This window comes from Streptomyces cathayae (assembly GCF_029760955.1).
In the GTDB taxonomy this organism is placed as follows: domain Bacteria; phylum Actinomycetota; class Actinomycetes; order Streptomycetales; family Streptomycetaceae; genus Streptomyces; species Streptomyces cathayae.
Genome location: NZ_CP121682.1, coordinates 5,555,642 through 5,569,038, shown reverse-complemented (window position 1 = coordinate 5,569,038; position 13,397 = coordinate 5,555,642). Strand labels below are relative to the sequence as shown.

The window sequence follows — 13,397 nt, the reverse complement described above, 5'->3', positions numbered from 1 at the left end:
TCAGCTGTCCTTGCGGAGGGCGTGGGCGAGAAGGTCGAGGAAGGAGCGGTTGATGAGGCTCGACTCGGCGGGCCTGAGCGGACGCCGGGACAGCAGCGCGGCCTGCCCGTAGAGGGCTTCGGCGCTGGTCCGGGCCAGCTCGGGCTCGTCGATGGCGACGGCGGTGCGCACCAGCGGGTTGAGCTGGTTGAGGATCAGCTGGGCCCGCGGCGCCTCCTGGCGCAGGGCGCCGAGGATGTCGCCCCACAGGCCGCCCTCCTGCTCACGGGCGAGCTGGGAGCGGGTGCGCTCGTGCCGGGCCTCGCGGCTGTCGACGAGGAGGGCGGGGGCGGAGGCGGGCTGGAAGGTGCGCAGGGCCACGTCGCAGTCGAAGACGGCGAGGGCGTCGCGGGCCAGGGCGAGGTAGGCCGCGGCGGCCAGCTCCGTCTCCCGGTCGACGGGGTCGAGGTGCGCGGTGAGGGTCGCCGGGTCGAGGTCGGCGACGGTGACCTCGGGCCTGATCTCGGGCAGCCGGTGCACCAGTTCACGGTCGTAGGTGTAACCGCCGTTGACGACGCCGAGCCCGGCCGCCGAGGCGATCGCCGCGACCTGCCGGAACTCCTCCACGCTCGACGTCACCAGCACGGTGCGGTGGGTGCGCGCGAACTCGTCGAGGGTGCAGTGCCCGTCGGTGGTCTCGAACGGCAGCCAGGGCAGCAGCATCCGCAGGATCTCGTCGTCGTGCACCGCGAGCGACTTCACGGCCAGGTGATGGGCCTGGAGGAACCGGCCGAGCAGGTCCGGGTCGCTGGCGGCGGCCCGCGCGATCCACCCGCGCAGCCGTTCGGCGAGGGCGTCACGGACCGCGGTGAGGGTGTCGTCCTCGTACAGGGACTCGCGGGACGCGGTCGGGCGCAGGCTCTCGGCGTCGACGACGCAGCGGACGAAGAACGCCCACTCGGGCAGGATCTCCTCGGCCTGCTCGGACAGCAGCATGCCCTTGACGTGCACCCGGTGGCCGTGGCGCCGCCCGGCCGGCACCGCCTCGGGCAGTACGCACGCGATGCCCTTCAGGCCCACGGCCGGCAGGTCCAGCTCGATGGTGTCCAGCGGCGTGAACCCGAAGACCTCCTCGCCGTACGCGGCCAGCGCGCGGGAACGGGCGCCCGGCGTCGGGTACGTACGCGCCCAGGGCGCCGCCTCGGGGTTGACCGGCGCACCCGGACCGCCCGAACCGCCTGTGCCGCCCGTGCCGTCGTCGAAGGTCACCGGGTGACGCAGCAGGGAGCCGAAGTGCCGTGCGAGCGACTGCACTTGGGCCGGACGGGTCCACTCGCCCGCGTCGGCGCGCGGCGTCAGCGTGACGGTGGTGCCGGGCCGGGACCGGGCGGAGGCGGGCAGGGCACGGACGGTGTAGCTGCCGTCACCGCGCCCCCGCCACTCCACGGCGGGCGCGTCGGGGGTGCGGGCGGACCGGCTCAGCACATGGATCTCGTCCGCGACCAGGAAGCAGGAGAGCAGCCCGATGCCGAACTGGCCGATGAAATCGCCGCGTTGCTCGACGAGCTGATCGGCACGCTTGCTGCTGCGGCCGATCGTGGCGAGGAAGGTGTGCACGTCGGCCTCGGTGAGACCGACGCCGTCGTCCTCGACGCGTACCACCGAACCGTCGGCGTACAGGCGGATGCCGAAGGCGTCGGCGGGGGCGGCCGGTTCGAGGCCGTGCCGGGCGGTCAGCGCGTCCACCGCGTTCTGCATCAGTTCACGCAGGTAGACGCGGGGGCTGGAGTAGAGGTGATGGGAGAGGAGGTCGACGAGGCCGCGCAGGTCCACCTGGAAGGTGCGGTCGGCGCCGGCCGGGCCGGTGGCGGTGTCGTGCAGAGTCATCGGGCAGTCCGGGGTGAGGAGTTCGAGAGGGGCGGGTGCGGGCTCAGGCCTGGCGCTGACGGCGGGCGAACTGCTTCTCGGGCTCCGCGAAAAAGGTCCAGGGCCAGGTGGTGTAGGCGCCGTCCAGCTCGTGGAACACACGCCGGCAGACGATGCTCTCGGAGGCGAGCGACAGGGCCATGGCGAACATGTTGAAGTCGTGCTGCCAGCCCGGACGCCGCTCGTAGTCGGGGTGCAGGATGCTGCGCCGGGCGGCCTCCGCCAACTCCTCATGGATCGCGGGCGTGTCGAGGCACTCGGACTCGTCCGACTCCACCCAGTCCTCGATGTGGGCCATGGCGACCACACAGCCGAGAGGGTGGCCGTCGGGCGCGCCGGCGAACGCCTCCCGGGCGAACGCCAGGGCCTGCCCCTGCTCGCCGCCCCAGCGGGGCTGCAACTGCGACACCCACTCGAGGTGGCTCGACAGGTCCAGCGGCTCGCGGCGCAGGGCGGCGTCCAGCCGGGTCTCGTTGACGGCGTGGCCCAGCGACATGCCTCGCCCGGAGGTGAGGAGATGGCGCCACGGCGTGACCCACTCCGGCCGCAGCTCGGCGGCCTCGAACAGGTGCTCCTCGGCGGTGCGCAGCCGCTCGTGGAAGATCCGCCACTGCTCCTGCGTGACGTCCACGGCCCGCGCGCTGGTCCGTGCCTCCCAGCCCCAACTGATGTGGCGCGCCCCGGATATCAGCAGGGCCGTCGCCCGGTGCTCCTTGTCCTCCTCGACAGCCCGGCCGATCCACTCCTCCACACCGTCCAGCTCGGCCAGTTCACCGAGGACGTGGTGGTCGCGGCCGAGGTCGAAGGGGGCCAGCGCCTCCTTCACCGCCTCCCACTCACCCGCGTCGGCCGCCTCCACCAGCGCCAGCACCCGCACGTCCCCGAGCGCGCGCAGCGTGTACATCCCGTTCTTCTTGCGCGGGACGGGAAGGGCGTACGGATCCGCCCCCGCCGGTCTCTCCCCGCCCCTGCCGAACAGCTTGCCGAACATGCCGCGCCCTCCCTGGCCCCGCGTGATCAATCGGTGCAGCATAAGCGGCCCCACCGACATCAATTCCACAGGGTTTTCACACCGGACGCCTCACGGGGCCGGCGGGGCGCGGGGGGCGCAACAGGCTTTTTTCTTGTGCCGGTTCAGCCGCGGACCGGACTGCCGGGCCCGTGGAAGCACCGCGTCCGTGCCGGGCGGCGGCCCGCGGACGACGGGCCGGGGGCCGCCGCCCGGGAGAGCCGCGCCCGGCCGGCGGACGTCCGCGCCCCGTGCGCGTAGCGGGTGCCCGCCGCCTCGGCCGCGATCGGGTCCGGTCGGGCCGGTTCCGCGCCCACGGGGCCGTGGGCGCGGAACTCACACCCGTGCGGCCCGGGCCCTACACTCCCCCTCGGGGTCGTCGGCGCCCGGTGCCACCGTCGTGCTCCCGCTGTCGGTCGTCACGACCCGGACCGCTCCGACGCCGGGGCGCGCCCGGCGTCCGCATAGAAGCTGATCTTCCGGTCGAGCACGGCGAGGGTGCCCTGGAGCTCCGCGATCCGGGCGAGCACGTCCTCGCGGGTCGTCGTGAGCAGTTCGAGGCGGTCGCCGTAGGTGTGGTCGCCCTCCCGCACCATCTCCGCGTACCGCACCATGTCCGCGACCGGCATACCGGTCAGGCGGAGCTTGCCGACGAGGGCCAGCCAGTCGAGGTCGCGGTTGCTGTAGCGGCGCTGACCGGTGTGCGACCGGTCGATGTCCGGCATCAGGCCGATACGCTCGTACCAGCGCAGGGTGTGGGCCGACAGCCCGGTCAGGGCGACGACCTCGCTGATCGTGTACGTGTCCCGGCCGTCCGGCCGCCGCTCGCCCTGCGGCGGGCCGGCACAGATGTCGGCCCTGGTCCCCGTGCTCTCACCCATGGTCTCCGTCACCGTCATGCGCTCCACGCTAGATCCCTGGAGTGCACTCCAGGCAACCGCGGCCGGTGAGAAGCGGCGGGACGGCGGGCGCGTCGGCTGCATAGCATGGCGGGCATGACTCTCGTACGCCGCGCGGTGCCCGGGGACGCGAAGGAAGTACTGCGGCTGCGCCAGGTGATGATCGACTCGATGCCCCACGCCTCTCCCGCCACGGACTGGCACGCCGACTCCCTGCCCGTGCTGCGCGCCAGGCCGGCCGAGACGGACGGCACCTTCGCGGCGTTCGTGGTGGACCACCCGGACCGGCCCGGGTCGGCGGCGCTGGCGGCCGGCACGATCGACTACTGCATCGGCGGCGCGTACGACCCGCACGGCATCGACGGCTACCAGGACTCATCCGCAGGGCACCGGCGTTCACGCCGGTGGTGAAGCAAATCCGGTGGGTGCGACACGGAGCATCGCCGGATCGTTCCGGCGGAGCCGGATCCGGCCGATCCACCCCAAACTGTCCGTGGCGGGTGTTAGCGTCCGGATCGTGCAGCTTCGGTATGCCTTCCGTCTCGACCCGACACCCGGTCAGCGTGGTGCGCTGGCCCGGGCGTTCGGGTGCGCGCGGGTGGTGTACAACGACGCCGTCGCCGCCCGGGAACAAGCGAGGGCGACCGGCCGGCCGTTTCCCACCGCGGCGGTCTTGTCACGGACGCTGATCACCGAGGCGAAGAAGACCCCTGCGCGGCACTGGCTGGGCGAGGTCTCGGCGGTGGTGCTGCAACAGGCGCTGCGGGACGTGGAGGCCGCCTACCGCAACTTCTTCGCCTCCCGCACAGGCGAGCGCAAGGGCCCGAGGCTGGGCGCGCCGAGGTTCAAGTCGCGCAAGGACCACCGGCAGGCGATCCGGTTCACCGCGAACGCCCGCTGGAGGATCACCCCTGCCGGGCGGCTGAACCTGCCGAAGATCGGCGAGGTACGGGTCAGGTGGTCCAGGCCCCTGCCGTGCGTGCCGTCCTCCGTCACCGTGATCAAAGACGCGGCCGGGCGGTACTTCGCCTCCTTCGTCATCGACACCGACCCGGACGCCGATGCGGCCCGCATGCCCGACAGTGACCAGGCCGTGGGCATCGACCTCGGCCTGGTCCACTTCGCCGTCCTCTCCGACGGCACAAAGATCGACTCCCCCCGGTTTTTGCGCCGCGCGGAGAAGAAACTCAAGAAGGCCCAGCGGGAGCTGTCCCGCAAGCAGAAGGGCTCCAGCAACCGGGAGAAGGCCCGCCGGAAGGTCGCCCGCGCGCATGCGCGGGTGGCCGACGCGCGTCGCGAGTTCCACCACCAGCTCTCCACCCAGCTGATCCGTGAGAACCAAACGGTCGCGGTGGAGGACCTGGCGGTGAGCGGACTGGCGCGCACCCGGCTGGCCAAGAGCATCCACGACGCGGGCTGGTCCCGGTTCATACGCCTGCTGGAGTACAAGGCCGAGAGGTACGGGCGGACCTTCGTCAAGGTCGGCCGGTTCGAACCCACCAGCCAGGTGTGCTCCGCCTGCGGCCACCGGGACGGACCCAAACCCCTGCACGTGCGGGAATGGACCTGCACCGGCTGCGGCACGGTCCACGACCGGGACCACAACGCCGCGAAGAACGTCAAGGCCGCCGGACTGGCGGTGACAGCCTGCGGAGCGCCGGTAAGACCAGAACCCGTTCTGGCACAGCGTGAAGAAACAGGAAGCCATGGAATCCACACCGGAAACCGTGCCGCGTAGCGGCACGGCAACGTGCAGGAAGGCCAGAATCCTCGGGCTCCAGCCCGAGGAGCAAGTCAAGTCTTCAGCGTCGCCACCGACCCGGACGCCCCCCGCCAGGGGCATGCGCGCGCCTGCGTGGAGGCGCTGCTGGAGTGGTTCCGCGAGCGGGGCGCCCGCCGCGTCCGCCTCACCGCGTCCGCGCAGGCCGAGCCTCTGTACGCCTCGCTGGGCTTCACGCGGAGGCCGGACCCCTTGCTGGAGCTGCGGCTGTGAGCGCTTAGGCTCGACGGCATGTCGTTGAAGAGCCTCGCGTTGATCGAGAACTGGCCGGTTCCCACCGCCGCGGCGGGTGTCGTCCGGGCGGACGGCACCGTCCTGGGCACCCACGGACCGGCCGGACACCGCTTCCCGCTCGCCTCGGTCACCAAGCCGCTCGCCGCCTACGCGGTGCTCGTGGCGTACGAGGAGGGCGCGATCGAGCTGGACGAGCCGGCCGGCCCCTCCGGCTCCACGGTCCGCCACCTCCTCGCCCACACCTCGGGCCTCGCCTTCGACGAGCACCGGGTGACCTCCGCGCCCGGCGAGCGCCGCCTGTACTCGAACGCCGGGTTCGAGCAGCTCGGGGACCACGTCACGAAGGCGACGGAGATCCCGTTCGCCGAGTACCTGCGGCAGGCGGTGCTGGAGCCGCTGGGGATGACGTCGACGTCGCTGGAGGGCTCCCCGGCGAAGGACGCCGTCTCCACGGTGGACGACCTCCTGCGCTTCGCCGCCGAGATCCAGGCCCCGCGCCTCCTCGACCCGCGCACCGTCGCCGAGGCGATGACGGTCCAGTACCCGGGCACCAAGGGCGTCCTGCCGGGCTACGGCCACCAGAACCCCAACGACTGGGGCCTCGGCTTCGAGATCCGCGACGCCAAGTCCCCGCACTGGACGGGCGCTTCGTCCTCGCCGGGCACCTTCGGCCACTTCGGCCAGTCGGGCACGTTCCTGTGGACCGACCCGACCGCGGGGGTGGCCTGCGCCGCCCTCACCGACCGCGCCTTCGGCCCCTGGGCCGTCGAGGCCTGGCCGCCCTTCACGGACGCGGTGCTGGCGGAACTGCGCGACTGAGAACCCCGCACCGACCGCCGCGACACCAGGGCGCGGTCCCGCCGCCCCCGTGCGACGGGATCCGCCCCCCTCTGTCTACTTCGGCGACAGCACGCCGCGATCCGCCCGACGCAGCTCACCGGCCACCAGGACGGCGCACGCGGCGCCGACGAAGAGCACGCCTGGGACCGCGAGCATGGTGCGCCGATCGGCCTCCAGGACGACCTGGTACTGCTCGCGGGAGAGCTCGACCGTGCCCCGTGCGTGCGGCGTGGTGTCCAAGGCGAAGTACCGCCCGTCCTTCACCTCGGCGGACTGCAGGTTCCCTTCCTGCCCCTTGCCGAAGAACGTCACCATCACCCCTGACAGGGCCAGTACCGCAAGCCCCATCTGCACCCAGCCGGGAAGGCACCGGAAGGCCTGCCAGGCCAAGGACTTGTCCACGCGCGCCAGGAAGAGGCGCGCCATGGCAGACACGACGATCGGCACGAACAGCACGGCGATCAGCGCCGGCGGCCACCCCACCTCGGCCAGCGGCAGGACGCCCGGCAGCAAGGTGAGCCCGGCCAGCACCAGCAGAACAGCGCCCATAGCGGCCGCGACACCGCCGTGCACCTTGAACGACCACCCCATGATCCGCACCCTGCCACAGCCACCGCTCCCGGCCGCCACCAGGTCCCGGCCGCGACCGCCGCAGCACTCGTCGCAGCAGGTGCGCGAACTCTTTTCCGCTGAGGAAGACCCTCGGACTCCCCACCCGGGACAAGGGCCCCGTTCGATCCCGTGAACCGGATCCACCGGGTTCCTCCGCAGCGCGATCCCCATCCGCGCGCCGTCATACCCAACGGAGTAGCCCCACACCTGTTCGTTCAGCCACATCACCGAACGGTCATTATGCTCAAATCACCACGAATTGCTTCAGCGGCAGTGGGAAAATTCGGCCAGCGCCATCACACCCCCGGTCCGCCCCGAATGTGACGCGGAGGTTCTCACATGGCGAGGTACGACTACGCGTGCGGGCAGTGTGGCGTGTTCGAGGTCGTCCGCCCGATCGACGCCCCGGTACATGAGCCGACGTGCGCCACATGCGGCGGAGCGGCGACGCGTGTGTACGCCCCGCCCGCCATCACCTCGCCCCGCTCCGCCCTGCGACGGGCGCGCGACGCCGCCGAGGCCAGCGCGCACGAGCCGACGGTGCTGCACCGCATGCCCGCACCACCCCGTCGTCATGCTCATCCGCCGAACCCACTGCACGCACGCCTCCCGAGGCCGTGACCCACAGGCAAGGAGCGACAGATGCCCGAAGTACTCTTCAGCGTCGACCAGTCCCGGTCGTTCTACGACCAGGCAGTCCCGCCGCACAACCGCTGGCACCCCGACGTCCCGCCGGTGGCGACCGTTCGGCCCGGCGCCGAGTTCCGCCTCGAATGCCGGGAGTGGTTCGACGGGACGGTTCACAACGACAACTCCGCCAACGACATCCGCGACCTCGATATCTCGATGGTCCATCCTCTGAGCGGACCGATCGCCGTCGAGGGCGCGCAGCCCGGTGACCTGCTGGTGGTCGACATCCTCGACATCGGCCCCGTCCCGCAGGAGACCGGGCCGGTCGCCGGCCAGGGCTGGGGCTACACGGGCATCTTCGCCAAGGCCAACGGCGGCGGTTTCCTCACCGATCACTTCCCGGACGCGTACAAGGCGATCTGGGACTTCCACGGGCAGACCGCGACCTCCCGTCACCTGCCCGGCGTGCGCTTCACCGGCATCACCCACCCGGGCATCATCGGCACCGCCCCGTCGCACGACCTGCTCGGCCGGTGGAACGCCCGGGAGGCCGAGCTCATCGCGACCGATCCCCACCGAGTGCCTCCGCTCGCGTTGCCGCCGGAGTCGCAAAGGGCGATCCTCGGCACGCTGGAAGGCGACGCGTTCGAGCGCGCCGCACGGGAGGCCGCGCGAACCGCGCCGCCACGCGAGAACGGCGGCAACCAGGACATCAAGAACCTCACCCGTGGCGCCCGGATCTTCCTGCCGGTGTATGTCGAGGGTGGCAAGCTGTCCGTCGGTGACCTGCACTTCAGCCAGGGCGACGGCGAGATCACCTTCTGCGGCGCGATCGAGATGGGCGGCTACCTCGATCTCGGCGTCGACCTCATCAAGGGCGGCATGCAGACCTACGGGGTGACGACGAACCCCGTGTTCTTCCCCGGCAACGTCGAGCCGCGCTACAGCGAGTTCCTCACCTTCGTCGGCATCTCCGTCGACGAGGACGGCCGCCAGCACTATCTCGACTCACAGGTCGCCTATCGGCGGGCCTGCCTGAACGCGATCGAGTACCTGACCAAGTTCGGCTACTCACCCGAGCAGGCCTACCTGCTTCTCGGAGCGGCCCCGATCGAAGGCCGCTTCAGCGGCGTGGTCGACATCCCCAACTCCTGCGCCACGCTCTATCTGCCCACCGCCATCTTCGACTTCGACATCCGCCCGTCCGGCGACGGGCCACAGCGCGCCGATCGGGGAAGCTGCGCCCGCACGAGCTAGCCGGGCTTTCCGGGCACCCGGCATCCGAGGGGTACCCGAAGCGGCGGAACCCAGCTGCTTCGGGTGCCCCCTGGTGGACAGCCGACGAGCGACGTTCTCTCAGCGAAACGATCCGCGCGAAGCGGCATGAACCACTGCATGCGCGAGCAGGCCGGACGGACGCCCATACCTTCGCCCCTCGTGCGGAGCGTTCGGACCCTGGCGGCGGCCATGCCGCGGGTGCCGGTGACGGAACCCGCGCCGACCGGCTGGTCCGGCCTCACTTCCGCCAGAACAGGTGGTGCGTCACGCCGCTCGGGCTGGGCACGACGTCCTGGTGGAACCGGTCGAGCAGCTCATCGGGGGACTCCCACAGCCGGGTCCCGGAGCCGAGCTTCGTCGGCACGACCGCCACATGCAGGGTGTCGACGAGGTCGGCCTCGAGGAACTGCCGGATGACCGTGGCCCCGCCGCCGAGCCGGACGTCCTGGCCCTGCGCCGCCTCCTTCGCCTGGGCGAGCACCGCGGCCGGGTCACCGTCGACGAAGTGGAACGTGGTGTCGGAGAGCATGAACGACGGACGCTTGTGGTGCGTCATGACGAACACCGGCGTGTGGAACGGGGGCTCGTCGCCCCACCACCCCCGCCACTCGTGGTCCTGCCAGGGCCCGCGCTGCGGCCCGAACTTGTTGCGGCCCATGATCTCGGCGCCGATGTTGCGGGCGTAGTCCCGCGTGATGTAGTCGTCCAGACCTCGGCTGCCACCGGGTTCGGAGCGGTTGACGGGTGGATGGTCGGTGGCAATGGCCCAGGCGAACATGTCCCCCGGATCGGCATGGCCGAACGGCTTCTCGAGGCTCTGGCTCTCACCGGCGCCGAACCCGTCGCTCGAGACGGTGAAGTTCTGGACCCGCAGCAACTGGCTCACGTCGCTCCTCCTGCTTCACGCTTTCTGATCACTTGACGAACGGCAGACCGGCCGGGCCGGGAAAACTCATCGCCGCATCGTGCACCTCTCGTCGAGCTCCCGCGGCCGCGCCGGGCGACGACTCCCCGGTGGTCGTCCCCCGGCGCGACCGCGTACGGATCACCGGGCGAGCGTCCAGCGGGAGCGGCGGGTCTTCCAGAGTTTTCTTTGAGCTGCGTGACCACCGGGAGCCCGGATGTCGGCGCCGGAATCCGCGCCGGGCGTCCCTCTCCGGAGTCGGTCTACCGGTCCTTGGTCGGTGTCCTCGGCTGGAGGACCTCGGTCATGGAGTCCTCGCGCCAGCGCTTCAGGAGCCGGTGGAAGGCGTGGGCGCCGTGGGGGTAGGCGGTGGGGCCGTTGGGGCGGCCGCGGCCTTCTCGGTTGTAGTAGCCGGGGGTGCACTCGGCGTGGAACCACTCGTGGTCGGGGGCGTCCTCCGCCAGGGCGGCGAGCCAGGCGTCCTCGGCCTCGCGCGACGGTTCGACGAGGGCGCCCTCGGCCTCGGCCGCCGCGACGAGGGCGGCGGCGTGGACGGCCTGCTCGTCCAGGACGTGGGTGAAGTTGACGCTGCTGGCGTTCTGCAGCGAACCCATCTGGATCAGGTTCGGGAAGCCGTTGCTGGTGAAGCCGTGCAGGGTACGCGGGCCCCGGCTCGCCCAGGCGTGCAGGAGCTGGGTGCCGCCCCGGCCGTGGACGGGGAGCTTCCCGGAGAGGACGCCGGAGGTGCCGACGGAGAAGCCCGTGGCGAAGATCAGGCAGTCGAGTTCGTAGGTGGTGCCGCCCACGACGACGCCGTGCTCGGTGACGCGCTCGATGCCATGGGTGTCCGCGGTGTCGACCAGGGTGACGTTGTCACGGTTGAAGGCGTCGTAGTACTGGTCGGAGAAGGTCGGGCGCTTGCAGGCGTACCGGTACCAGGGCTTGAGCCTCTCCGCCGTGTCCGGATCGGTGACGGTCTGCTCGACGCGGGCCCGGAGTTCGTTCATCTTGGCGGCGTCGGCGGCCTCGTAGGCGGCTTCGAACGTCTCCCGGTCCCCCTGGCGGCGGAAGCTCGGCAGGAGCTTCTCCAGGAGGCCGGCCGACTCGGTCCAGCGGTCCGCCACCAGGTCCTGGCCGGCCGGTTCACCGGAGACGATGCGCAGGTAGTTCTCCCGGCGCTCGTGCGCCCAGCCCTCGCGGTCGGCGCCGACGTCCCGGGCGGTGGTGCGGCGGTTGGCGCGCACGTCCACGGTGGAGGGGGTGCGCTGGAAGACGTGGACGTGTCCGGCGTCCTGGGCCAGCATCGGGATGACCTGGATGCCGGTGGCGCCGGTGCCGACGACGCCCACCCGCTTGTCCGCGAGGCCGGTCATGCCGCCGTCCGGGGTGCCGCCGGTGTAGGCGTAGTCCCACCGTGAGGTGTGAAAGGTGTGCCCCTTGAATGCCTCGATGCCGGGTATCCCGGGGAGCTTCGGCGTGGACAGGGTGCCGGTGGCGGTGACGACGTACGTGGCCCGGAACGCGTCGCCGCGGTCGGTGGCCACGACCCACGTCCCGGTGGTCTCGTCCCAGGTCAGCGCGGTGACCGAGGTGGAGAACAGGGCGTCCTCGTAGAGGTCGAACCGCCGGGCGACGCGCACCGCGTGACGGCGGATCTCCTCGCCCGGGGCGTACTTCCACTCCGGCACGTATCCGGTCTCGTCGAGCATCGGCAGGTACACGTGCGACTCGATGTCGCAGTGGATGCCCGGGTACCGGTTCCAGTACCAGGTGCCCCCGAAGTCACCGCCCGTCTCGACGATCCGGACGGACCCCACACCCCGCTGCCGCAGCCGCGCCCCGGCGAGGATGCCGCCGACCACGGCGACGTCGACGGTGTCGTGCAGCGGCTCACGATCGGCCGCCTCCGTCTCCGCCACGTACGGGTCGGCGGCGTAGTAGCCGAACTCGGCGTCGGTGGCCTGGTACTGGGCGACCCCGTCCGGCCGTACTCGTCGCTTGCGTTCGGCCCGGTAACGCTGCCGCAGAGCCTCCAACTCCTCGCGGGACGGGGCTTGGTGGGACGCCGTGTGAGGGATCGTCGTCATGTGGGGGGACCTGCCTCAATCCTGCCGTTCGGGCCGCACCGACCTGAGTGGTCGTCGGCTCCGCTACCGTAACAACAACCGGACAGGGCTGTCCGGTTGGGATTCGGACGTGCGGTGGCGCGTTCCGGACTCCTGACCACCGGCACCCCCACACATCCAGCCGACAGAAAGCAGCGATCCTCCATGCGACGACTTCCCCTCCGCTCCCTCACCGTGCTCGCCGCCGTCGGCTCCCTCGCTCTCACCGGATGCGGTACGCAGCCGGGCGACGCCGGCGACCGGGCGGCCGCCGGTGCCCCCGGCGCGGGCCGGACGATCCGGGCGCAGCAGGTGATGCAGCTGACGGAGGTGCACGAACAGACCGGGATGACCCTGCTGGAGGGGCCGGTCTTCGGCCAGGACGGCGGCCTGTTCGTCGTCGACGTCACCGCGCCCGAGGGCGAGCCCAAGGTGCTGCGCGTCGACGTCCGCAAGAAGACGAAGCGCGCGGTGCACACCGACGGGCGCGGGGCGTACACCTCGGCGCAGTTCAGCCCGTACGACGGACGGCTCTACCTGACCGACTTCGCGCACGGCGAGATCGTGAGCCTGCACCCGGACGGCGGCGACGTGCGGACCTTCTTCTCCGGCGAGGTCGACGGGGCGCGCATGAACCCCGACGACCTCGCCTTCGACCAGGACGGCCACCTGTACGTCAGCGACTCGTGCGGACTGCGGGAGGGCGAGGCGCTCGGCCGGGTGGTGCGCGTCGACCGCGACGGCGAGAAGGCCACCGTCCTGGCCGACGGCCTGGCCGCGACGAACGGGATCTCGTTCGACGCGGAGTACCGCGGGCTGTGGTTCAGCGAGTTGACGGAGAACCGGATCTCGTACCTCGCCGTGAACGCCGACGGCGGGGTCGCTTCCCGGCACACCGCCATCCGGGTCGACGGCGGGATCGCGCAGACCGACTCGATCGCCGTGGACGCGGACGGCAACCTCTACCAGGGACTGCACGGCCGGCCCGCGATGGCCGTGTACGACCGGCACGGTGAGCGTCTGGCGACGGTCGAGGTGCCCGCCCGCGCCGCCGCCGCGGGACTGGAGTCGGCGACGAACGTGGCGATCACCCCCGGCGGGACCAAGGCGTACATGACCGTCAGCGGGCCCGCCGGCGGATACCTGTACACCTTCGACGCGCTGGCGGAGGGCACCCGCCAGTCCAACGGCGGCTGACCGC

General features: G+C 71.6%; 11 protein-coding genes and 2 pseudogenes. 7 read left to right on the top strand and 6 right to left on the bottom strand.

Annotation, left to right across the window (positions count from 1 at the left end; genetic code table 11):
* From PYS65_RS25370 to PYS65_RS25360, 3 genes are all read right to left on the bottom strand, one after another.
* A complete protein-coding gene (locus tag PYS65_RS25370; protein WP_279336243.1) occupies window positions 1–1,866 on the bottom strand; it encodes an HSP90 family protein in 1,866 nt (621 codons plus the stop codon).
* Window positions 1,867–1,909: 43 nt separating this feature from the next.
* Window positions 1,910–2,896, bottom strand: a complete 987-nt coding sequence (locus PYS65_RS25365) for a hypothetical protein (protein ID WP_279336242.1) — start codon at window positions 2,894–2,896, stop codon at window positions 1,910–1,912.
* A 437-nt stretch (window positions 2,897–3,333) separates the two neighbouring features.
* On the bottom strand, window positions 3,334–3,813 hold the full coding sequence (locus tag PYS65_RS25360) for a MerR family transcriptional regulator (RefSeq protein WP_279336241.1): 480 nt from the start codon (window positions 3,811–3,813) through the stop codon (window positions 3,334–3,336).
* Window positions 3,814–3,909: 96 nt separating this feature from the next.
* On the opposite strand from PYS65_RS25360, the pseudogene PYS65_RS25355 reads away from it, so the two are divergent.
* From PYS65_RS25355 to PYS65_RS25340, 4 genes and pseudogenes are all read left to right on the top strand, one after another.
* A pseudogene (locus tag PYS65_RS25355) lies at window positions 3,910–4,218 on the top strand (GNAT family N-acetyltransferase); the annotation flags it as partial.
* 112 nt (window positions 4,219–4,330) lie between these two features.
* Window positions 4,331–5,551, top strand: coding sequence for an RNA-guided endonuclease InsQ/TnpB family protein (locus tag PYS65_RS25350; RefSeq protein ID WP_279336240.1), 1,221 nt, complete (start codon window positions 4,331–4,333; stop codon window positions 5,549–5,551).
* Between the two features lie 57 nt (window positions 5,552–5,608).
* Window positions 5,609–5,806, top strand: a pseudogene (locus tag PYS65_RS25345) (GNAT family N-acetyltransferase); the annotation flags it as partial.
* Between the two features lie 18 nt (window positions 5,807–5,824).
* Entirely contained in the window at window positions 5,825–6,646 is an 822-nt protein-coding gene (locus PYS65_RS25340) for a serine hydrolase domain-containing protein (RefSeq protein WP_279336239.1), read from the top strand.
* Between the two features lie 75 nt (window positions 6,647–6,721).
* On the opposite strand, the gene PYS65_RS25335 is transcribed toward PYS65_RS25340, so the two are convergent.
* Window positions 6,722–7,258 (bottom strand): hypothetical protein, encoded by a 537-nt coding sequence (locus PYS65_RS25335; RefSeq protein ID WP_279336238.1) that lies wholly within the window; start codon window positions 7,256–7,258, stop codon window positions 6,722–6,724.
* Between the two features lie 360 nt (window positions 7,259–7,618).
* Between PYS65_RS25335 and PYS65_RS35265 the strand changes: the two genes are divergently transcribed.
* Both PYS65_RS35265 and fmdA read left to right on the top strand, forming a co-directional pair.
* Complete coding sequence (locus tag PYS65_RS35265) at window positions 7,619–7,900, top strand: FmdB family zinc ribbon protein (protein WP_387037397.1); 282 nt, start codon at window positions 7,619–7,621, stop codon at window positions 7,898–7,900.
* A gap of 21 nt (window positions 7,901–7,921) precedes the next feature.
* Window positions 7,922–9,166, top strand: coding sequence for a formamidase (fmdA, locus tag PYS65_RS25330; RefSeq protein WP_279336237.1), 1,245 nt, complete (start codon window positions 7,922–7,924; stop codon window positions 9,164–9,166).
* Window positions 9,167–9,425: 259 nt separating this feature from the next.
* On the opposite strand, the gene PYS65_RS25325 is transcribed toward fmdA, so the two are convergent.
* Both PYS65_RS25325 and PYS65_RS25320 read right to left on the bottom strand, forming a co-directional pair.
* Window positions 9,426–10,073 (bottom strand): dihydrofolate reductase family protein, encoded by a 648-nt coding sequence (locus PYS65_RS25325; protein WP_279336236.1) that lies wholly within the window; start codon window positions 10,071–10,073, stop codon window positions 9,426–9,428.
* A gap of 281 nt (window positions 10,074–10,354) precedes the next feature.
* Window positions 10,355–12,178: a flavin-containing monooxygenase gene (locus PYS65_RS25320; RefSeq protein WP_279336235.1), complete on the bottom strand. Its 1,824-nt coding sequence runs from the start codon at window positions 12,176–12,178 to the stop codon at window positions 10,355–10,357.
* A 183-nt stretch (window positions 12,179–12,361) separates the two neighbouring features.
* Here PYS65_RS25320 and PYS65_RS25315 point away from each other — a divergent pair, with 183 nt between their 5' ends.
* Window positions 12,362–13,393, top strand: a complete 1,032-nt coding sequence (locus PYS65_RS25315; RefSeq protein WP_279336234.1) for an SMP-30/gluconolactonase/LRE family protein — start codon at window positions 12,362–12,364, stop codon at window positions 13,391–13,393.
* Window positions 13,394–13,397 lie beyond the last annotated feature (4 nt).

Bases quoted from the DNA above. Each gene is read 5' to 3' on its own strand.
- PYS65_RS25370 (WP_279336243.1), bottom strand. From the start codon at position 1,866: ATGACTCTGCACGACACCGCCACCGGCCCGGCCGGCGCCGACCGCACC.
- PYS65_RS25365 (WP_279336242.1), bottom strand. From the start codon at position 2,896: ATGTTCGGCAAGCTGTTCGGCAGGGGCGGGGAGAGACCGGCGGGGGCG.
- PYS65_RS25360 (WP_279336241.1), bottom strand. From the start codon at position 3,813: ATGACGGTGACGGAGACCATGGGTGAGAGCACGGGGACCAGGGCCGAC.
- PYS65_RS25340 (WP_279336239.1), top strand. From the start codon at position 5,825: ATGTCGTTGAAGAGCCTCGCGTTGATCGAGAACTGGCCGGTTCCCACC.
- PYS65_RS25335 (WP_279336238.1), bottom strand. From the start codon at position 7,258: ATGGGGTGGTCGTTCAAGGTGCACGGCGGTGTCGCGGCCGCTATGGGC.
- PYS65_RS35265 (WP_387037397.1), top strand. From the start codon at position 7,619: ATGGCGAGGTACGACTACGCGTGCGGGCAGTGTGGCGTGTTCGAGGTC.
- fmdA (WP_279336237.1), top strand. From the start codon at position 7,922: ATGCCCGAAGTACTCTTCAGCGTCGACCAGTCCCGGTCGTTCTACGAC.
- PYS65_RS25320 (WP_279336235.1), bottom strand. From the start codon at position 12,178: ATGACGACGATCCCTCACACGGCGTCCCACCAAGCCCCGTCCCGCGAG.
- PYS65_RS25315 (WP_279336234.1), top strand. From the start codon at position 12,362: ATGCGACGACTTCCCCTCCGCTCCCTCACCGTGCTCGCCGCCGTCGGC.